Source organism: Ornithinimicrobium sp., from assembly GCF_030537745.1.
In the GTDB taxonomy this organism is placed as follows: Bacteria; Actinomycetota; Actinomycetes; order Actinomycetales; family Dermatophilaceae; genus Ornithinicoccus.
Map to the genome: position 1 here is coordinate 1 of NZ_JAUNVI010000053.1, position 18364 is coordinate 18364.

21 protein-coding genes are annotated in these 18364 nt (G+C 69.8%); 14 read left to right on the forward strand and 7 right to left on the reverse strand.

Translation table 11 applies throughout. The features are described 5' to 3' along the window. Positions 1–2436, reverse strand: a 2436-nt coding sequence (locus Q4P07_RS10985) for a transglycosylase domain-containing protein (RefSeq protein ID WP_303374959.1), incomplete at its 3' end; no start/stop codon positions are given. A 37-nt stretch (positions 2437–2473) separates the two neighbouring features. Further along, on the reverse strand, positions 2474–3289 hold the full coding sequence (locus tag Q4P07_RS10990) for a S9 family peptidase (protein ID WP_303374960.1): 816 nt from the start codon (positions 3287–3289) through the stop codon (positions 2474–2476). A gap of 53 nt (positions 3290–3342) precedes the next feature. Here Q4P07_RS10990 and Q4P07_RS10995 point away from each other — a divergent pair, with 53 nt between their 5' ends. The 4 genes from Q4P07_RS10995 (at position 3343) to Q4P07_RS11010 (ending at position 5793) form a co-directional block, all read left to right on the forward strand. Continuing rightward, entirely contained in the window at positions 3343–3504 is a 162-nt protein-coding gene (locus tag Q4P07_RS10995; RefSeq protein ID WP_303374961.1) for a DUF4177 domain-containing protein, read from the forward strand. 47 nt (positions 3505–3551) lie between these two features. Further along, positions 3552–4025 (forward strand): RidA family protein, encoded by a 474-nt coding sequence (locus tag Q4P07_RS11000; RefSeq protein WP_303374962.1) that lies wholly within the window; start codon positions 3552–3554, stop codon positions 4023–4025. A 6-nt stretch (positions 4026–4031) separates the two neighbouring features. After that, entirely contained in the window at positions 4032–4967 is a 936-nt protein-coding gene (locus tag Q4P07_RS11005) for an NUDIX hydrolase (RefSeq protein ID WP_303374963.1), read from the forward strand. A gap of 61 nt (positions 4968–5028) precedes the next feature. Beyond that, entirely contained in the window at positions 5029–5793 is a 765-nt protein-coding gene (locus tag Q4P07_RS11010) for an MBL fold metallo-hydrolase (protein ID WP_303374964.1), read from the forward strand. On the opposite strand, the gene Q4P07_RS11015 is transcribed toward Q4P07_RS11010, so the two are convergent. Continuing rightward, positions 5794–6471, reverse strand: a complete 678-nt coding sequence (locus tag Q4P07_RS11015) for a Crp/Fnr family transcriptional regulator (protein ID WP_303374965.1) — start codon at positions 6469–6471, stop codon at positions 5794–5796. A 73-nt stretch (positions 6472–6544) separates the two neighbouring features. On the opposite strand from Q4P07_RS11015, the gene nth reads away from it, so the two are divergent. After that, positions 6545–7297, forward strand: a complete 753-nt coding sequence (gene nth / locus Q4P07_RS11020; protein WP_303374966.1) for an endonuclease III — start codon at positions 6545–6547, stop codon at positions 7295–7297. Positions 7298–7310: 13 nt separating this feature from the next. Next, the gene (locus tag Q4P07_RS11025; RefSeq protein ID WP_303374967.1) at positions 7311–8051 is read left to right on the forward strand and encodes a CoA pyrophosphatase; all 741 of its coding nucleotides are present in this window, start codon (positions 7311–7313) and stop codon (positions 8049–8051) included. On the opposite strand, the gene Q4P07_RS11030 is transcribed toward Q4P07_RS11025, so the two are convergent. Beyond that, positions 8008–8478 carry a phage holin family protein gene (locus tag Q4P07_RS11030; RefSeq protein ID WP_303374968.1) on the reverse strand — a complete coding sequence of 157 codons (471 nt, stop codon included), beginning with the start codon at positions 8476–8478 and terminating at the stop codon, positions 8008–8010. The genes Q4P07_RS11025 and Q4P07_RS11030 overlap by 44 nt on opposite strands. Positions 8479–8775: 297 nt before the next feature. Between Q4P07_RS11030 and Q4P07_RS11035 the strand changes: the two genes are divergently transcribed. Further along, positions 8776–9651 carry a Fic family protein gene (locus tag Q4P07_RS11035; protein ID WP_303374969.1) on the forward strand — a complete coding sequence of 292 codons (876 nt, stop codon included), beginning with the start codon at positions 8776–8778 and terminating at the stop codon, positions 9649–9651. Positions 9652–9839: 188 nt separating this feature from the next. Here Q4P07_RS11035 and Q4P07_RS11040 read toward each other — a convergent pair whose 3' ends face one another. Continuing rightward, positions 9840–10991 carry a hypothetical protein gene (locus Q4P07_RS11040; RefSeq protein ID WP_303374970.1) on the reverse strand — a complete coding sequence of 384 codons (1152 nt, stop codon included), beginning with the start codon at positions 10989–10991 and terminating at the stop codon, positions 9840–9842. Between the two features lie 280 nt (positions 10992–11271). Here Q4P07_RS11040 and Q4P07_RS11045 point away from each other — a divergent pair, with 280 nt between their 5' ends. The 6 genes from Q4P07_RS11045 to Q4P07_RS11070 all read left to right on the forward strand — a co-directional run bounded on the left by Q4P07_RS11045 (position 11272) and on the right by Q4P07_RS11070 (position 14695). Continuing rightward, positions 11272–12312: a TadA family conjugal transfer-associated ATPase gene (locus Q4P07_RS11045; protein ID WP_303374978.1), complete on the forward strand. Its 1041-nt coding sequence runs from the start codon at positions 11272–11274 to the stop codon at positions 12310–12312. Then, a complete protein-coding gene (locus Q4P07_RS11050) occupies positions 12309–13046 on the forward strand; it encodes a type II secretion system F family protein (protein ID WP_303374971.1) in 738 nt (245 codons plus the stop codon). The genes Q4P07_RS11045 and Q4P07_RS11050 overlap by 4 nt, the downstream gene beginning before the upstream one ends. After that, positions 13046–13651, forward strand: a complete 606-nt coding sequence (locus tag Q4P07_RS11055; RefSeq protein ID WP_303374972.1) for a type II secretion system F family protein — start codon at positions 13046–13048, stop codon at positions 13649–13651. The genes Q4P07_RS11050 and Q4P07_RS11055 overlap by 1 nt, the downstream gene beginning before the upstream one ends. 65 nt (positions 13652–13716) lie before the next feature. After that, positions 13717–13926, forward strand: coding sequence for a DUF4244 domain-containing protein (locus Q4P07_RS11060; RefSeq protein WP_303374973.1), 210 nt, complete (start codon positions 13717–13719; stop codon positions 13924–13926). A gap of 32 nt (positions 13927–13958) precedes the next feature. Beyond that, entirely contained in the window at positions 13959–14288 is a 330-nt protein-coding gene (locus Q4P07_RS11065; RefSeq protein WP_303374979.1) for a TadE family type IV pilus minor pilin, read from the forward strand. Beyond that, positions 14285–14695 (forward strand): Rv3654c family TadE-like protein, encoded by a 411-nt coding sequence (locus Q4P07_RS11070; protein ID WP_303374974.1) that lies wholly within the window; start codon positions 14285–14287, stop codon positions 14693–14695. Before Q4P07_RS11065 ends, Q4P07_RS11070 begins: the two co-directional genes overlap by 4 nt. A 15-nt stretch (positions 14696–14710) precedes the next feature. On the opposite strand, the gene Q4P07_RS11075 is transcribed toward Q4P07_RS11070, so the two are convergent. Next, on the reverse strand, positions 14711–15118 hold the full coding sequence (locus Q4P07_RS11075; protein WP_303374975.1) for a hypothetical protein: 408 nt from the start codon (positions 15116–15118) through the stop codon (positions 14711–14713). 111 nt (positions 15119–15229) lie between these two features. Further along, positions 15230–17560 (reverse strand): DEAD/DEAH box helicase, encoded by a 2331-nt coding sequence (locus Q4P07_RS11080; RefSeq protein WP_303374976.1) that lies wholly within the window; start codon positions 17558–17560, stop codon positions 15230–15232. Between the two features lie 169 nt (positions 17561–17729). On the opposite strand from Q4P07_RS11080, the gene Q4P07_RS11085 reads away from it, so the two are divergent. Beyond that, a partial coding sequence (locus Q4P07_RS11085) for a sodium/proton-translocating pyrophosphatase (protein ID WP_303374977.1) occupies positions 17730–18364 on the forward strand: 635 nt, incomplete at its 3' end.

Genomic DNA, 18364 nt, shown 5'->3' on the forward strand with positions numbered 1-18364 from the left:
TGGCCGGTTGGGCTGCTGGACGGGAGGCAGTGGTGCAGCAACCCCGGTGGACACATGCAGGACCACCGGCGTCGAAGTGCGGATCGAGGCGCCCACGCCGGGTGTGGTGAAGGCGACCGTCCCCTCCGGCAGCGAGGATCCGACGCGCTGGATGCTGCCGGTGAGGCCAGCATCCCGGAGCTTGTCCTGGGCTGCTTCTTCGGAGAGTCCGATGACGGGCGGGATGACGACCCGCTTGCCGTTCAGGATCTCATCAGACGGCTTCTCCCAACCCTCGACGGGCGTGTCCTGCAGGGCCCAGTCCATGAACCTCTTCCAGGTGGGGGCCGCGAGCGAGGACCCGAAGAGAGGACCGTCGACGTAGGTTTGGCCGATCTGCAGGTCGTTCATGTCGCCCCGGTAGGGCGCGGAGTTGCCGATCCGACTCCCGACGAAGACTGCGGTGGACAGCTGGGGCGTGACGCCGGCAAACCAGGTGTGCGTCGAGTTGTCGTTGGTGCCGGTCTTGCCGGCGGCCGGACGGTTGTTGTTGAGGATCGCGGTGTAGCCGGAGCCAGTGGGGTCGATGACGCCCTCGAGCAGCTCGAGGGTGCCGAGTGCGACCTCCTTGTCGATCACCTGCGTGCACTTCGGCAGCTCGAGCGGGATCTCCACGCCGTCGGAGTCAGTGATCTTGGTAACGGGGACTGCCGGGCAGTAGAGCCCGTCGGCGGCAAGAGCCGCGTAGGAGGTGGCCACGGTCAGTGGTGCTGCGTAGTCCGAGCCGAGCACGATCGAAGGCGGGTAGGGGTCGGGCTCGGCGCCGTTGCCCTGGTGCATCCCCAACGCCATCATCGTGTCGCGGATGTCGCAGGTGCCGATCTGGGAGGCGAGGGTCGCGAAGGCCGTGTTGACCGACAGGCTGGCGGCCTTACGGAGCGTGATCTCCGGGTCGTGGTTCAGGTCCTGGGCGTTGCGGACGGTCCAGACGGGGTCACCGATGGTGCACCCCTTCTGGAAGTCGTCCTGCTTGAAGACGCCGACCGGGTGCGTGGTGCCCTGCGCGGTCTGGGGGTCCTCGGGGTTGTTCAACCACACCCCGCGCGAGTCGGCGAGGCCCGGCTTGGCGATGGCCAGGGTGGCGTTGACCGGGACGCCCTTCTTGAGCGCCTCAACCAGGGTGTAGGCCTTGGCGACCGAGCCGATCTGCATACCTCCAGGCCCGCCGTAGGCAGTGTCGACGTTCCAGTTGACGGCGGTCTTGAGGATCTTGTCGTTGGACTCCTCGAAGGAGTACTTGCTCGACTGGTTCATCGTCAGGACGTGGCCGGTCCCGGGCTGCACGACAGAGGCCGCAGAGCCGATGTTGTAGTCGTTCTTGGGGGTCGCTTCGCGCAGGATCTTGGTGAGCTCGTTGGACATCTTGACGTCCAACGTGGTCGTGACGGTCAGCCCCTCGGTGGTCAGCGCCTCCAGGCGCTCGTCCTGGGTCTTGCCCAGCGCCGGCTGCTGGAGCAGCCAGGCGGTGACGTAGTCGCAGAAGTAGGGGTTGCGGGAGTTGATGCACGAGCGCTGGCTGTCGCGCAGGTTGCCGTCGATGAGTGTGGCGACCGAGACCTTCTTGGCCTTCTTGTATTCCTTTTTGGTGATCAGCTCCTGAGCCAGCATCTTGTCCAGGACCACGTTGCGGCGGGCCTCGGCGGCGTCGGCGTTGGAGACCGGGTTGGTGTTGGTGGGGGAGCGCACCACGCCCGCCAACGTCGCGGACTGGGAGATGGTGAGCTTCTTGGCGGAGGTGTTGAAGTAGTGGCGCGCTGCCGCCTCGACGCCGTAGACGTTGTCACCGTAGAAGGCGAGGTTGAGGTAGCCGGTGAGGATCTCGTCCTTGGTCAACCGCTCCTCGAGGGTGACCGCATACTTCAGCTCGCGCAGTTTGCGAATGTAGCCGTCCACGCCGGAGCGGGCCTGGATCGTGTTGAGCGCCTCGGCGTCCCTGTTCTTCAGGGCCTCCTCCATCAGCGCGAGCTTGATGTACTGCTGGGTCAGCGTCGAGCCACCTTGGGTGCTGTCGCTGGTGGCGTTGGAGACGACGGCGCGGGCGAGCGCCTGCAGGTCCATGCCGCCGTGATCGTAGAACCGCTCGTCCTCGATGGCGACCTGCGCCTTCTTCATCCAGGGCGAGATGTCCTTGCTGTCCACGATGATCCGGTTCTGCTTCGCGGGCGTGGCCAGGATGGTCCCGTCGGCCGCGAGGATCCGGGACTGCTGAGCAAGAGGGTTCTGCTCGAGGTCACCCGGCAGGCTGTCGAACATGCCGACACCTTCACGCGCCGCGAGGCCGGCGGCGCCGACCATCGGGGCGAGCAGGCCGGCCCCGATGATCCCCATCAACAAGGAGACGGCCAGGAAGACCCCGAGCAAAGAGGTCACCTTTGCGGCCGTGAGTGCAGAACGCATAGGGCAGAGGGTACGGGAGAACTCTGGGGGATCCCGGCTAACGCGCGCCGAGCAGCCCGTCCAGGAGGTCCTTAAACCTGGGGAAGAAGGGGGCTTCGGGGTCGATGAGCGGGAAGTGGCTCACATCCTCCAGCACCTCGAGCCGATCCTGCCCAGGTGTCGCGTTGCGATCCCACCACGAGCGGGAGAGCGCGAGAGGCACCCGCTCGTCAGCGCTCCCGTGGACGACCACCAAGGGGTATGGCGACGCGCCCAGTCGGGTGGGGTCGGCAGCGGCATAGCGGTCCGGATGCTCCGCCGGTGGCCCGCCCATGAGGTCGACCGCGGCGCCTTCGTCGAGGTCGAGCTCGGCGGCCATCGTCAGGTCCAGGCAACCCGCGAGGCTGATCGCGCCGGTGACCCCGACCGCCTCGTGCCGGTGGAGGAGCCACGCCGCCAGGTGTCCACCGGCGGAGTGGCCAGCCAGCGCGATCCGGACCGGCTCGTGCGCCGTGTCCGCCCCCTGACCTGCGTCCTTCTCCTGCTGGTCGGTCTGGGCGCCTTGGGCGTGCTCTCGGACGGCGGTCAGCGCGGCCGCGACGTCCTCGAAGGTGCCCGGCCAGCCGCCACCAGGCATCCCGCTGCGGCCGTACTCGATCAGCGCGACGGCATACCCCGCCTCCCCGAGCGCAGCCGCCAGCGGCCGCAGGTGGGAGCGGTCCCACTTTGCCCGCCAGAATCCGCCATGGAGCAAGAACACCCACCGGTGGTGTGGCTGGCCATACACCTCAAACACCTGGTGCGGCGCCGGCCCGTAAGCGGTGAGTTGCCCGGGCGGGGGTGGCAAGCGGTCCAAAATGCTGCGGTCGCTCATAGAGTCAGACCTTCCTGAGTCAGTGTGACGATGTGCCGAGTAGGGTCGCATGCATGACGAACCAGCAGTGGGAGTACGCCACCATCCCCCTCATCATCCACGCGACCAAGCAAATTCTCGACCAGTGGGGCGAGGACGGCTGGGAGCTCGTGCAGGTCGTGCCTGGCCCCGACGGCACCAGCCTGGTGGCCTACCTCAAGCGGCCCAAGAGCTGACCGCGCACCACCGACCGCAGCCCCACCTCACCCACTGGAGAGCAGACATGAGCACCGTTGAGCAGCGCCTGACCGAGCTGGGCTACACCATCCCGGACGTGGCCGCGCCCGTCGCCGCCTACGTCCCCGCGCTCCGGCACGGCGACCTGGTCTTCACCTCGGGGCAGCTGCCGTTTGTCGACGGCGTCCTGCCTGCGACCGGCAAGGTCGGTGAGGGTGAGGGGCTGGTCGCGCCGGCTGAGGCCAAGAAGTTGGCTGCCCTGTGCGCGCTCAACGCCATCGCCGCGGTGAAGTCGGTCGTCGGCGACCTGGAGAAGGTGGCTCGCGTCGTCAAGGTCGTTGGCTTCGTGGCCAGTGACCCCGCCTTCGTCGGACAGCCGGGCGTCATCAACGGCGCCTCCGAGCTGCTCGGTGCCGCCTTTGGTGAGGCCGGCGTGCACGCGCGCTCCGCGGTCGGGGTTGCGGTGCTGCCGATGGACACCCCCGTTGAGGTCGAGATCACGGTCGCCGTCCGCGACTGACCAGACATGGGTGAGGTCCCGGCACTGCCCTACCGCGATTTTCCGATGCCCGCGATCATCGCGGCCCAGGCGCGGGGTTGGCTCGACACCGACCCGGCCGACCGAAAGATTGCGGTGCCCCGACCCTCGAGCACAGTGATGCTGCTGCGGGAGGGCGCTGACGGTGAGGCTGCCAGCACGGGTGGGCGGCAGGCCGTCGAGGTCTTCGTGTTGCGCCGAGTGTCGAGCATGCCCTTCGCGCCGGGGATGGTGGCCTTCCCAGGCGGCGGGGTCGACGCCCGCGACGCTGACCCGGGAGTCCCCTGGGCCGGCCCGACCCCGACGCAGTGGGCCCACCTGCTCGGCACCGACGTAGCGCACGCGCGCGTCCTCGTGATTGCCGCCGCTCGGGAAGTCTTCGAAGAGTGTGGCGTGCTCCTGGCAGGGCCGGACACCGATCACGTCGTCGCTGACCTGACCGGTCCGTCCTGGTCGCCCGACCGTGCTGCGCTGCTCGACCGCAGCCAGAGCTTCGGCGAAATGCTGACCCGGCTCGGTCTGGTGCTGCGCACCGACCTGCTCGCCCTGCGGGCCCACTGGGTGACGCCGGAGTGCGAGCCGCGCCGCTACGACACGCGCTTCTTCGCGGCTCGGATGCCGCGCGGACAGACGGCCGACGGATCGACGTCCGAGGCCGAGCGGGTGGCGTGGGCGACCCCGACAGCGATCCTGGCCGCGCAGGCCCAGGGTCGGGAGATCCTGCTGCCGCCCACGCAGGTGATGCTCGAGCAGCTGAGCCGGCTCGACGACGTCGAGGACCTTGACGCCTGGCTCGCGACCCCCGTCGTCGTCCACCGGGTGATGCCGGTGCCCGCCGAGCACTCCGGACAGTTGTGGATGCGCTCGCCGATCGGGGCGGACGGTCATGGTCGCTCGACCGGCACGTCCGCCGCGAGCGACTGACGTGCGAGGGGCAGCGGCCGCCGACCCCACCTGGCGCGGAGGGGCGTGGGGGGAGCGCGCGGTGGCTCTGCTCTGCCCCAACCCGTCGCCGATGACGCTGGAGGGCACCAACACCTGGGTCCTGGCCGAGCCGGGCAGCACCCAGGTCATCGTGGTCGACCCCGGCCCCCTCGACGAGGCGCACCTGCAGGCGGTGCTCGCGCACGTCGCCGGTCGCGGAGCCCGCGTCACCCTCACCCTGCTCACCCACGGCCATGCCGACCATGCGGAGTCGGCGCCGCGCTGGGCCGAGCTCACCGGCGCTCCCGTGCGAGCCGTGGGGCGGGGTCATGACGATCTTGCGGCCGGTGAGGTGCTGCGCGTCGGCGGTCTGGAGACCCTGGTGGTGCCGACCCCGGGTCACACCGCCGACTCGATCTCCTTCCTCTTGCCTGCCGAGCAGATCCTGCTGACCGGGGATACGGTGCTGGGTCGTGGGACGACGGTCGTGGCCTACCCGGACGGTGACCTCACGTCATACCTGGAGTCGTTGGAGCACCTGCGAGATCTGACCGGAGCCGGCAGCGTGACGAGCATCGCCCCGGGCCACGGACCGATCGTGCCCGACGCGGCGGGGACGATCGAGTACTACCTGCGGCACCGGCACGAGCGCCTCACCCAGATCCGCGCCGCGGTGACGGCGCTGCGCGAGGGGACGATCGCGGCGGGACGCGGTGACCTTGCCGACCAGATCGTGCAGACGGTGTATGCGGACGTCCCGAAGGCCGTGTGGCCCGCGGCCCGAATGAGCGTGCTGGCGCAGCTGGACTACCTCCGCGAGCGGTGATCAGCGCGCGCGGCGGCGCAGGCGGTGCAGGTCCAACAGGGTGACCGCCTTGGCGCCGAGCAAGATCCAGCCGCGGTGCGCGAAGTCGGCGAGCGCCTTGTTGACGGTCTCGCGACTGGCGCCGACGAGCTGGGCAAGCTCCTCCTGGGTGAGGTCGTGCGCGACCAGCAGCCCGACCTCGGTGCGCCGACCGAAGCGGTCGGACAGATCAAGCAACGCCTTGGCCACCCGCCCGGGCACATCGGTGAAGACCAGGTCGGAAAGATCCTCGTTGGTGCGACGCAGCCGGTGGGCCAGGCCCCGCAGCATCTGCATCGCGACCTCGGGGTGGTCGGTCAGGAAGAGACGCAAGGCTTCGTTGCCGAGGGAGATGAACTCTGTGTCGGAGACGACGTGCGCGGTCGTCAACCGCGGACCGGGGTCAAACAGGCTCAGCTCACCGAACATCTCGCCAGGGCCCAGGACCGAGAGCAGACTCTCGCGGCCGTCCGCGGAGGTCCTCGCGAGCTTGACCTTGCCCGTGAGGATCACATAAAGGGAGTCGCCCTCGTCCCCCTCGCGAAACACCGTGTCCCCCCGGGCCAGTCGGCGGGGCGCCATGGAATGCATGAGACGCTCCGCGCTGTCCTCATCGAGCGCGGAGAAGAGCGGTGCCTTCATCACGACGTGCCGGTCCACGGCCACATCTTTGCACGTGAGGGCCGCGGAGGGGGCGTGCGGTGTGTCGCGCGTCACGTCTAGGGTGAGGTGCATGAGCAGTCATGCGGTCGTCAGTGGCAGTGCGGTGGAGGGGGAGGGCACCCCGACGGGAGAGAGCCCGCTGACGCTCACGCGTCGCGCGCGGCGGATGTATCGGATGCTGACCGAACGCTATCCCGACGCTGACTGCGAGCTCGACTTCCAGGACGCCTACCAGCTGCTGGTCGCCACCGTGCTGTCCGCGCAGACCACCGACGTGCGGGTCAACGGCGTCACGCCGATCCTGTTCGACGCCTATCCTGACGCGGCGGCGCTCGCTGCGGCCGAGCGCGACCATGTCGAAGCCATCGTGCAGCCGACCGGCTTTTTCCGGGCTAAGACCGACAGCCTGCTCAAGCTCGGCGCGGCCCTGGTGGAGCAGTTCGACGGTCAGGTGCCCCGGCGCCTCAAGGACCTGGTGACCTTGCCGGGCGTGGGTCGTAAGACCGCCAACGTGGTCCTAGGCAACTCCTTCGGGGTGCCAGGGATCACCGTCGACACCCACTTCGGGCGCCTCGTGCGCCGCTTTGGCTGGACCGTGGAGGAGGATCCCGTCAAGGTCGAGCACGCGATCGGCGCCCTGTTTCCTCGCAAGGACTGGACCCAGTTGTCGCACGTCCTGATCTTTCATGGCCGGCGCACCTGCCATTCGCGCAACCCCGCGTGCGGAGCCTGCCCGGTCGCGGCGCTGTGCCCTTCCTACGGTATCGGTGAGACCGACCCGGAGAAGGCGGCGCTGCTGCTGCGCACGGGGCCGCGAGCGTGAGCTCAGCCCGCGAGTGAGCCGCTACCCTCCCCCGCGGTGGCTGACCGACTTCGTCGCCCGCGTCCCCGATCTGCCCGGCGAGAGCTTCAGCCGGTTCCTGCCCCCGGCGCAGGGTGGGCGCCGGGCGTCCGCGGTGCTGGTGCTGTTTGCGCCCGGCGTGGAGGATCCGGATGATCCGGACGGCACGACGGTCATCCTGACCGAGCGCGCTCACACCCTGCGCTCGCACGCCGGGCAGCCGGCTTTTCCTGGCGGTGGCACAGAGCCCGGCGACCGAGACCTGACCGCGACGGCCCTGCGGGAGGCGCACGAGGAGATCGACCTCGACCCTTCGGGGGTCGACGTCCTGACGCACCTGCCCACGCTGCATATCCCCGTCAGCGGGTATGACGTGACGCCCGTCCTGGCGTGGTGGCGCGACCCTCAGCCGGGTCGGTTGTGGGCACGCGATCAGAGGGAGGTCGCGCGGGTGCTGCAGCCGTCCGTCGCGTCCTTGGTGGAGCCCTCAGGACGATTTCAGGTGGGGCACCCGAGCGGCTATGTCAGTCCGGCCTGGTCCGTCGACGGCCTGCTGGTATGGGGTTTCACTGCGGGCGTGCTCGACCGGATCCTTGACCTGGCCGGCGTGGCCCAGGACTGGGTGCGCACCATCCGTCGTGAACTGCCCCCGGAGCAACTGCCGGCGTGGATGCGCCCAGACCCGTCGGGGGTCAGCGGCCCTCCGGCAGGGCCGGGGCCGCGCGCTGGCCCTTGAGCTGCGCCGGTCCCTGCTTGAGGGTCGCCACCGTCTGCTGGGCACCCTCGATGGCCCGCTTCGGCTTGCCTTCGACCTGGCTCAGCGCCTTCTTGCCGATGAGTGCGAGCACGCCCGCCACGACGAAGAGCAGCGCGGCGATGATCAGCAGCGAGGCCCAAGCGGGCAGCCAGAGATAGAGAACTGCCGCCAAGCCGAGGAAGAGCAGGCCCAGGCCGTAAAGCCCCAGGACCGCAGCGCCAGCGAACATCCCGGCACCCTTGCCAGCGTGCTGGACGTCCTGCTTGATCTCGGCCTTGGCTAGCTCGAGCTCGCCGCGCATGATCTGGGACAGGTCGGTGGAGACATCGCTGACGAGCTGTCCGATGGTGCGTTCGCCGGACAGCCCGGAGAGGGGTTGCTGGGCAGGATCCACAGGTTGGGTCATGTCGGCGATCGTAACCTGCACCGGCGGCAGGACGCAGGTCAGACGGCGTCGGCGTGCTGTCGTAACTTGGGTGGTGCCTGCCCGACACCCCCTGAAAGCGTCGGGCAGGCACCCTCGACTCCCGGTCCCGTGACAGCCGGTGGGGCTCACCTCCGTGGAGGGTGCCGCCTGAGGTCGATGGTCAAAGTCTGTCATCGCCGCGGCACGCGGGATAGCCCCGCCAGGTCAAGATTTGTTAAAGACTTTCAGGTAGGCAGCGCCCCTCACCGGCGAAGGGCCCTCTCTTAGAGTGAGGCGGTGACCTCGACGACCCCGACGACCCAGGCCCTCGCCCAACTGCTGGAGCTCCCCGGGGTGGCGGAGGGCGTCGACGCAGCGCGGGACGCGTGCACCCAGCTGCGGTGGCACGAGGGTTTGCGTCGACGCATCCCCGAGGCTGCCGCGGAGTCGAGGGTTCGCGGGGCGGCCGCGAGCGCGCTCCTGGAGGGCGCGGAGCCGGCGGGCTCTCAGGGCAGCGTCGGCCTGGTCCGGGATCTGGCGCGTGGTGCTCTCCCCTGGGACGCTCGCGCGCACGATCCGGTATGGCGGGTGCTGACCGGGACCGTCCGGGCCACGATGGCCACGGAGCACCTGGGGGCCTCGTACCTTCGCTCACCCGCCCAAGTGACGGCCGCACTCCATACCGCAGCCACCAGCGAGCTGCTGCCCGTCTCCCAGGTCGGGCGGCCTCGACTGGCCGGGCAGGACTGTCGGGAGTGGACAGACCTCGGCCCAGCCCCTGATGCGCAGGAGCTGCGGGCGCGGCTGGCGCTGGTGCACGAGCTGATCGCAGCCGTGTCCTCGGGACGGGCGCCGACCCTCCTGGTCGCGGCCGTCGTGCATGCCGAGATGATCGTGGCCAGACCGTTCGTCCTTGGCAATGGCGTGGTCGCCCGTGCACTCGAGCGCACGGTGCTCAGGGTGGGGGGTCTGGAGCCCACGGGCGTCGCCGTGCCCGAGGTAGGGCACGCAGACCGGGCTGGCACGGACTACCGAGGAGCCCTCGGGGCCTATGCGACGGGTGAGCGCGAGGGCGTGAGACTGTGGCTGCTGCACTGCGCGGAGGCCGTCCAGCGTGCCGCCGCCGAGGGTGTCCTGGTTGCGGACGCGGTGCGCGCCGGACGACTTTCCTGAGTAGGGGCCCCCCGCACTTGCATGGTGGGCCCTTCACGATGCATACTGGCTAGTACAGCGCTCCTCGAAAGAGTCGTAGCGCGGGTGTGCAGGGTCATCCCCCCCTGATCTTGTGCACCGACGGCCCCGGCATCCCCCCGCCGGGGCCGTCCCCTTTTCTCCGGTAGTCGGGCCAGCAGCGCCGGATCTCAGTAGCGCAGGATCGCCGCGACCTCACTGTCGGGCACGACCTGCTCGGAGGTGGCGAAGACCCGCCCTGAGTTGTTCATCGTCGCGATGGCGGCGGCATCCACCAGCTCGCACTCGGCATACTGCTCCTGCGTGCCGAGGTCCACGATCGGGAGCACAGTGCTGGAGTCCCGCTCCCAGCACCATGGGTCGGCCTTGACGAACAGCGTGTCCACGCGCCCCTCGGCCGCAGCCTGGGCGACGGTGTCGAGATCGCTGGTGACCAGCCCGGTCCCATGCAGCTCGCGGAAGTGCTCGATCACGGTGGCACGGTCGGCGCGGAGCCGCTCTTCTACCCCTGGCCAGACCAGTTGGTGCACCTCGGCACTAGAGAGCTGATCCGGGTTGTGGACCACCGCGTCCTTGGCGAGGTGGTCATAGGAGTTGATCCCCTCGTAGGCCTTGACGAGGTGCTCAAGTCCGAGCAACACCATCGGTGAGGTCTGACCGATGAGGAGGTCGTGCAGTCCTGAGGACACGGCACGCAGGAACTGCAGGACCTCATCCTTGGCAAAGTCTCGATCGCCGGCCCCGTGCCCGAAGAAGATGGCCGGGCCTCCTCTGCCGGCATTGGCCACAGGTCGGGTCATCGTGTCCGAGCGGGGGTCCTGGGGCTCCACGACATCTCGCAGGCTGGTGGGCACGTCACCCAGCTGGACTTCATCCAACCCGTTGCGGCCTCCCTCCAACAGCCGGATCTGGCGCTGACTCAACGTGAGGACGAAGAAGTGCTGGTCCCCGGAGAGGAGTCGAAGTGTCGGCCCCATCACGAAGCGGTCTCCTACGGTGGCCAAAGAGGGCATCGGAGCTGGCACGCGGAATGTGCGGGGACCATCACTGTTCACGTGCATGACCAGGCCGTCGCTCATGTGCTGCCATTCCATGGCTTCGTCCTGCAGACGACGAGCCGGCGCCAGCAATGCCTCCCAGTCAGGGCGCCGCATGCGTTCGGCCAGAAGCGTCTCCACACCGTCCACGAGGTTCTTCCAGCGGAGCCGGTCCGCCTCGATGCTTCTCCCGAACCGGTGCGTGGGCATGAACAACGAAACGTGGGTGTCTCCGGGGAGCGGCTTCGCGATCGAGGTGAGATCGGCGCGTGTTAACAGGTCCATGAGGGTCTCCTAACGTCAGCAAACATGAGTCTGGCCTTACCTCTGCCTATCAGGTTGCAGGAGGAATCTCACGTCTGCTGGCGCCAGCCAGCGGTTTCACGGTGCCGAGGCGGCGGTGGTCAGCCGGGGGAGAGTAGCGAAAGGGCCTCATGCACATGGTCGCCATCCCAGCGATCCTCCTCCACAACCTCGCAGGGGAGGGTTGTTGCGCTGGCCCCGCCCTCGCAGGCTGACCAACATGAATTCACCCAGCGAGGAAATGGGCCGGGCCACGGTGCGTATGGCGCTGGGTCCATTTGGCGGACTGCTGGACGACGATGCGGTGAGCGACATCCTGGTCAACGGCGAGCACGGTGTCTGGGTCGATCGTGGTGCCGGGCTGGAGTGCGTCCCGACCGTCTTGAGCGGGGAACAAAGCGTCCGGAGGCTGGCGATGCGCCTGGCAGGTCTGGCGGACCGCCGCCTGGATGACGCCAGCCCCTGGGTCGACGGGCTCCTGCCCGGCGGGATCAGGTTGCATGCGGTCCTGCCTCCGCTGGTTGACGGTGGCTGTCACATCAGCCTTCGCGTGCCCAAGCACAGCGCCCCGAGCCTGTCGGAGCTGGCCGCCTGGGGTGCTCTGGACAGCCTGTCGCTGGAGGTGCTGACGGCGGTCGTCCGGTCTCGAGCCTCCTTCGTGATCACCGGCGGCACGGGCTCGGGCAAGACCACCCTCCTCGGCGCGATGCTCGGCGCGGTCGAGGGCGACGAACGCATCGTCGTGGTGGAAGACACCCGCGAGCTGCGGGTCGCCCACCCGCACGTCGTCTATCTGCAGGGACGCACCAACAACGTCGAGGGACGCGGACAGGTCACGCTCGCGACCCTGGTCCGGCAGTGCCTGCGGATGCGCCCTGACCGCGTCGTGGTCGGGGAGGTGCGCGGCGCAGAGGTGCGCGACCTGCTCGCTGCCCTCAACACCGGGCACGAAGGTGGGTGCGGGACGGTCCATGCCAATGCTGCAGCAGACGTGGTGCCGCGGATGGAGGCGCTAGGCGCTCTTGCGGGCATGTCGCCGCCAGCGGTCCATGCCCAGCTGGCCAGCGCTATCGAGGTCGTCCTGCACGTGCTCAGAGAGCCGCACGGCAGGCGGGTCCTGGGCCAGGTCGCCTGTCTGGGGCGCGGGCTCGACGGACGCATCGAGACCTCACCCGCGCTCAGCGGTGGGCCAGGGTCATGGGTGGCGGGCCCGGCCTGGCCGGCCCTGGCTGACCGGCTCGGTCTCGCCGGCCGGACTCCCTCTGTGGTCGCGGGCAGGTCTGAGCTGCAGGCCCAGCCATGACCCGGACCGCGATCCTGGTGCTGCCCCTCGTGCTGGCGGTGCTCGCAGTGCTCTCCGTGCTGCTGTGGCCATCCCGTGCCGCCGACCGCCCGGTGATCCACGACGCTGCGACAGGGCCAGCACGCGGCCAGGGGGTGACACCCCTGGCCGACCGGCTAGCGAGCATCCGCCGCCTCCGGTCGCGCGGACCGGAGCGGCAGGAGGTGATGCTTCTCGACGGTGTGGCCGCGGCACTCGAGGCCGGGCTGCCCACCGAGCAGGCCCTCGCGGTGGTCCTCGATGCGCAATCTCGTTCCGCGGGTGAATCGTCGGCGTGGGCGGAGTTGAGACGCGCGGCCCGAGAAGGCCAGGCCCTTGCGCCGGCATGGGCGCGGCTGGCACGCCGCACCGCCAGCCCCACGGTGATGTCCGTCTCCCGGGCCTGGGCGGTGGCGTCGGCGACCGGTGCTCCGCTGGCGGCGGCCGCCCGTTCCAGTGCCCAGGCGGCACGGGAGAGGCACCGCCTGCAACGAGCGATCCAGATCGCGACGGCCGGTGCTCGAGCAACCGCTCTCGTCCTGAGCCTGCTGCCGATCGCGGGGGTCGGGTTGGCGGCCATCGTCGGTATCGGTCCCGCTGCGCTCTACGCTTCGCCGGTCGCGCTCGCCTCGGCAGGGGTCGGCCTGGGTCTGCTGGTGGTGGGACACCTGCTGGTGGGCCGTCTCGTCGCTGGCGTCGTGCGAGGAGTCAGGTGATGGCCGCCTCTGCCTCCGCCCTCGGGCCACCGGCGCTGTTTGCCGCGGTCGCTGCCCTCGCCGTGCTGACCTGGCCCAAGAGCGCGTCACCCCGCTGGCTTCCCACGGTGGGACCGCGAACCTCCCCCGAGCGTCCTTCCTCTGCCACGAAGAGTCTCGCAGTCAAGGGCCAGGCCGAGATCCAGCTCGTCCCTGAAGCACTTGAGCTCATGGCTCTGGCCTTGCTCGGTGGCGGATCGGTAGCCAAAGCAGCGCGGAGCGTGGCCGCAACGCTGCCCTCCCCGCTCGGCGAGGAACTCCGGGGCGTTGGCGCAGCGATCCAGGCCGGTGAGGAGCCGGACCGGGCCTGGGAGCTGGCGGGAGCGCACTGGCTGCCAGCGCGGCAGTCTCTGGACCTGGCCTCCCGAGCCGGCGTCCCACCGCGGGACGCCCTGCTCCAGGCGGCAAGCGACCTGCGCAGGGACGCCGTCGCCGACGTCGAGGTGGCCGCCGCGCGACTGGGCGTCCTGCTCGTCCTGCCTTTGGGCCTGGCCTTTCTTCCTGCCTTCGTGCTCACGACCGTCGTCCCGGTAGTCGTGGCCTTGACGCAGGACCTGACGTGGTGACGCCGGCTTGGCGTCGCCGCACCCGGTGCTCCCCATCTGGGGAGCACCACAACAAGGAGGGGAATATGAAGAAGAGCACTATCAGCCATCGCCTCGCCAGCCACGTCGCGCAGCTGCGACGACACCGCGAGGCCGGCATGAGCACAGCAGAGTATGCAGTGGGGACGATCGCCGCCTGCGCCTTCGCCGCGCTGCTCCTGGCGGTCATCAAGTCCGGTGCGGTCCAGGGCCTAGTCACCACGGTGATCACCACCGCGCTCTCGGTGTCGCTGTGAGGTGGCGCGGGCACCACGGTCGTGATTTCGGGATGGTGACGGCTGAGCTTGCGCTCGCCTTCCCGGCCGTGATCTTGGTGCTCGCGCTCTCCCTCACCGGATTGACGCTGGGCATAGACCAGCTCCGCTGCGAGGATGCGGCGCGCGTTGCTGCGCGCGCCGCATCCCGCGGGGAACCGGCGGCCGCGGTCAGCGCCGCAGCGTCGGCCCGCGCGCCAGAGGGCTCGACGGTGCGTGTCACCCCGGGACCGGTCTCGGTCCTGGTCGAGGTCACCGGGCCGGCGCGGATCCGACTCCTGCCCTCCCTGCCCTCTGCGTCCGCCGAGGCGCAGGCACGGTGGGAGCCAGGAGCCCAGCCGTGACGACGAGATTGACCAGGACCCGCGAAGGACGTGAGCGCGGAGGTGGATCGGTGCTGGCGATCGCCCTCGTCGGCATCGTCTCCGTCGTCCTGGTGGCCGCCTTGACCATCGCCGCGGTGGCCATCGCGGGGCAACAAGCGCGGACGGCAGCAGATCTGGCCGCGCTGGCCGGTGCGGGTCTGGCGATCCAGGGTGGCGACGAAGCCAGCGTCTGCGCGGTGGCTAGCTCTACCGCAGCCAATAACCGAGCCACCCTGTCATCGTGCCGGCTGGAACGGACGGCGATCGATCGAGCGACGGGAGTTGAGCTCCCCGCGGTTCACGTGCAGGTCACTCGGGGGGTGGGCGGCACCGGGTGGACGATCCAGGTCAGAGCGGCGGCTGGGGGCGTGCCCAGGGATAGCTGAACGGGCGCGGTGGGTTCAGCGGTCCAGATCCGGGCGGCTGCGATCCGTCGTCGAGGCGCGCGGACCCGGCACGGTGCCCGGCCGCGTCGGAGTCCCAGTGGCCGTCCCCCTGGTGGTCTCGGGTGGCGCGGAGCCGTCTGCCGAACGCTGGATGAGGCGGTCCTGAGCCTTGGCCGTCTTGCGCAGCTCGCGGACCTCACGGGACTTGCGAGACTTCCTGCTCGCGCCAGCGGCCATCAGCCACAGCCCGAGGGCCGCGACCGCGATCGTCACCGCGCCCGCCAGGAAGAGCCAGAGCGGCGGAAGGTCGACGTTGAGGATCCCGTAGTCGAGGTGCGTGGGGCTCATGCCCGCCGTCGCTACCACCATGTAGGCGATGACAGCCGCGGCGAGGAGAAGGAGCAGGAGACCGAAGATCAGCATGACGGGCCTTTCCGGACGTGCCATCGCGTCTGTGCGAACAGTTGACGTGCGTCCTGCACGTGCCAGTCGAGACTAGCCGAGGACCTGAGGGCAGGCGACCCGAGCGCACCGTCAGGACAAGGCCGGTGCCGTGACGACGCGCTCGGACAACAGGTGGGAAAGGACGGCGACCGCGCCGGCCTTGTCCAGGGGGTCGTTGCCGCTGCCGCACTTGGGGGACTGCACGCAGGAAGGACAGCCCGTGGTGCAGGGGCAGGCCAGGACGAGGTCTCGGGTGGCCGCCAGCCAGGTGGCGGCCTCCTGAAAACCTCTGCGGGCAAAGCCCGCACCGCCAGCATGACCGTCATAGATCAGGACGGTGGGCAGCCCGGTGTCCGGGTGCAACGCCGTCGACAGTCCCCCGATGTCCCAGCGGTCACAGCTTGCCAGCAGGGGCAGCATCCCGATCGCGGCGTGCTCGGCAGCATGTAGCGCACCTGGGATGTCGCTCTCGCCGATCCCGGCGAGGGCGAGCTCGTCCTCGGGCATCGACCACCACACCGCCTGCGTGTGCAGGGTGCGGGCCGGCAGGTCGAGCTGGTGGGTGCCGATGACGTCGCCAGAGGGCAGCATCCGCAGGAACGAGGTCACCTGGGTGCGGATCTCGACGCGGCCCGTGCACAAGCTCACGGCGCCCCAGACCGTCTCCTGATCGCGTGCGCGGAGGGTGAAGGTGCTCTCGCTGCGGGCTCGCGTCGTCCACCCCGGGTCGCCGGCGACCACCATCGCCACCCCAGCCTCCAGATCGAGCGCAGTGACCACGTGCGGTTGGCCCTGGTGGACATAGACGGCACCCTCGTGGACCGTGCTCAGGGCGCGCTCCTCATCGACGGTGCCCAGGACCCGACCGCTGCGGGAGTCCACGATCTGCACCGGCTGACCGGCGTCGCGCAGCATCAACTGGTCGGAGGGACGATCGGGGCGGGTCCAGTACCACCCCGTGGGTCGGCGTCGCAGCACTCCACCCGCCACCAGCTGCTCGGCCAGCGCTGGCACGCTGGGCCCGAACCAGCGGGTGTCGTCCTCGGTCAGGGGGAGCTCGGCAGCCGCGGCAGCCAGGTGCGGGCCCAGGATGTAAGGGTTCTGCGGGTCGAGGACGCACGCCTCGATCGGGGCGTCGAAGATCAGCTCTGGGTGGCTCAGCAGGTAGGTATCGAGGGGGTCGTCGTCAGCGACCAGCACTGCCAGCGACGGTGAACCACGACGTCCAGCCCGCCCTGCCTGCTGCCAGAACGATGACCGCGTGCCTGGCCAGCCGGCCATCACGACCGCGTCGAGCCCGGCGATGTCGATCCCGAGCTCCAAGGCCGTCGTCGCCGCCAGCCCCAGCAGCTCGCGCTCGCGCAGCGACTTCTCCAGGGCGCGGCGCTCCTCGGGCAGATAGCCGCCCCGATAGGCCGCGACGCGCCCTCCGCCGTGCGCCCCTCGTGCCTCCAGCGCCTCCCGGGTCCGCGTCGCCACCCTCTCGACCCCCTGCCGCGACCGGGCGAAGGCGACCGTCTGCACCCCGGCCTCGACGAGGTCGGTGAGCAGCGCCGCGGTCTCTGTCAGGGTGCCCCGCCGGGTGCCGTCCTCGAGCTCGGGAGGCTGCCAGAGGGCAACGACGGTCTCCCGTCGCGGCGAGGCGTCCTGGGTCACGCCGACGACCGGCGCCCCGATGAGGGTGCTGGCCAGCAGCTCCGGCTCGGCGACGGTGGCCGAGGCCAGGATCACGGTGGGGTAGGCGCCATAGCGCGCGGCGATGCGCAGCAGCCGACGCAGGACGGAGGCGACGTGCGCGCCGAAGACCCCGCGGTAGACGTGGCACTCGTCGACCACGACATACCTCAGCGCCCGCAGGAACGCGCGCCACCGCTCGTGCCCGGGGAGCAGGGAGTGGTGCAGCAGGTCGGGGTTGGTCAGGACGTAGTGGGCGTGGTCGCGCACCCACCGGCGCTCCTGCGTCGGAGTGTCACCGTCCAGCGCCGCGATCCTCACGCCGGGCACCGCGAGGGTATGCAGTCGCGCGGCCTGGTCCGCGCCGAGCGCCTTGGTGGGGGCGAGGTAGAGCGCGGTCGCGCCCCGACCTGTGACGGACTGGGCGCCCTCGCAGAGCGCGGTCAGCACGGGCAGCAGGTAGCCCAATGACTTCCCTGAAGCAGTGCCGGTGGCCACGACCACGTGCTGACCATCGCGCGCCAGCTCGGCGACCCGCGCCTGGTGCTCCCACAGGGTGTTGATGCCCTCCCCGTGCAGCGCGGCCGTCAACTGCGGAGCTACCCAGACCGGCCACGGGACTGTCCGACCCTCGCGGGCTGGCACCGTCCGGACGTGCACGAGCCGCTCGGCGTGCGGCCCACGCGCCAGGTGAGCAAGCGCTGCGCGGGGGTCGAAGTCGGCTGGAGGCGGCAGATTCTGGGGCATCTCGGGACCACCGTACGACGGGCTGGTGACAGACCTGCGCGCAATCCGGCATAACATGGCGACGGCCGGTCGCATGCCGGTAGGTCACCACGGTGACACATCCACACCTGCGGGAGCAGATCCCGCGCGCCGTCGCCCGCACTGCGGGCTCAGCTCAGGAGGCTGTTTCATGTCCCCAGTCCGTGCCGCGAGCGATCTCTCGCTCACGAGTGCTGACACCTCGATTGTCATCGTGGTGCTGTGCATCGCTCTCGTTGCCCTGGTCATGGGCTTCTTCTTCCGCAAGGAGGTGCTGGCGGCCTCCCCGGGCACCGAGTCGATGCAGACCATCGGCGCCGCGGTCCAGGAAGGCGCTTCTGCCTACCTGGCCCGCCAGTTCCGCACGCTGAGCGTGTTCGCTGTCGTCGCCTTCCTCCTGCTCCTGGCGTTGCCGGCGGACGACCTGTCGATCAAGATCGGCCGATCCGTCGCCTTCATTTTCGGTGCCGGGTTCTCGGCCTTCATCGGCTGGCTCGGCATGAACATTGCCACGGCCGCCAACATGCGCGTGGCCGAAGCGGCACGCACCACGGGTCGCGACGACGGCATGCGCATCGCGTTCCGCACCGGCGGGACCGTGGGTATGGCGACGGTCGGGCTGGGTCTGCTGGGCGCCGCTCTCGTGGTGCTCATCTACCAGGGCGAGGCCGCCAAGGTGCTTGAGGGATTCGGCTTCGGTGCCGCCCTGCTCGCGATGTTTATGCGCGTGGGTGGAGGCATCTTCACCAAGGCTGCCGACGTCGGCGCCGACCTGGTCGGCAAGGT

Coding starts and splice junctions, on each gene's coding strand:
- Q4P07_RS10995 (WP_303374961.1), top strand. CDS start 3,343: ATGACGAACCAGCAGTGGGAGTACGCCACCATCCCCCTCATCATCCAC.
- Q4P07_RS11000 (WP_303374962.1), top strand. CDS start 3,552: ATGAGCACCGTTGAGCAGCGCCTGACCGAGCTGGGCTACACCATCCCG.
- Q4P07_RS11040 (WP_303374970.1), bottom strand. CDS start 10,991: ATGGACCTGTTAACACGCGCCGATCTCACCTCGATCGCGAAGCCGCTC.
- Q4P07_RS11055 (WP_303374972.1), top strand. CDS start 13,046: ATGGCCGCCTCTGCCTCCGCCCTCGGGCCACCGGCGCTGTTTGCCGCG.
- Q4P07_RS11030 (WP_303374968.1), bottom strand. CDS start 8,478: ATGACCCAACCTGTGGATCCTGCCCAGCAACCCCTCTCCGGGCTGTCC.
- Q4P07_RS10990 (WP_303374960.1), bottom strand. CDS start 3,289: ATGAGCGACCGCAGCATTTTGGACCGCTTGCCACCCCCGCCCGGGCAA.
- Q4P07_RS11080 (WP_303374976.1), bottom strand. CDS start 17,560: ATGCCCCAGAATCTGCCGCCTCCAGCCGACTTCGACCCCCGCGCAGCG.
- Q4P07_RS11065 (WP_303374979.1), top strand. CDS start 13,959: ATGGTGACGGCTGAGCTTGCGCTCGCCTTCCCGGCCGTGATCTTGGTG.
- Q4P07_RS11005 (WP_303374963.1), top strand. CDS start 4,032: ATGGGTGAGGTCCCGGCACTGCCCTACCGCGATTTTCCGATGCCCGCG.
- Q4P07_RS11060 (WP_303374973.1), top strand. CDS start 13,717: ATGAAGAAGAGCACTATCAGCCATCGCCTCGCCAGCCACGTCGCGCAG.
- Q4P07_RS11045 (WP_303374978.1), top strand. CDS start 11,272: ATGGCGCTGGGTCCATTTGGCGGACTGCTGGACGACGATGCGGTGAGC.
- Q4P07_RS11075 (WP_303374975.1), bottom strand. CDS start 15,118: ATGCTGATCTTCGGTCTCCTGCTCCTTCTCCTCGCCGCGGCTGTCATC.
- nth (WP_303374966.1), top strand. CDS start 6,545: ATGAGCAGTCATGCGGTCGTCAGTGGCAGTGCGGTGGAGGGGGAGGGC.
- Q4P07_RS11050 (WP_303374971.1), top strand. CDS start 12,309: ATGACCCGGACCGCGATCCTGGTGCTGCCCCTCGTGCTGGCGGTGCTC.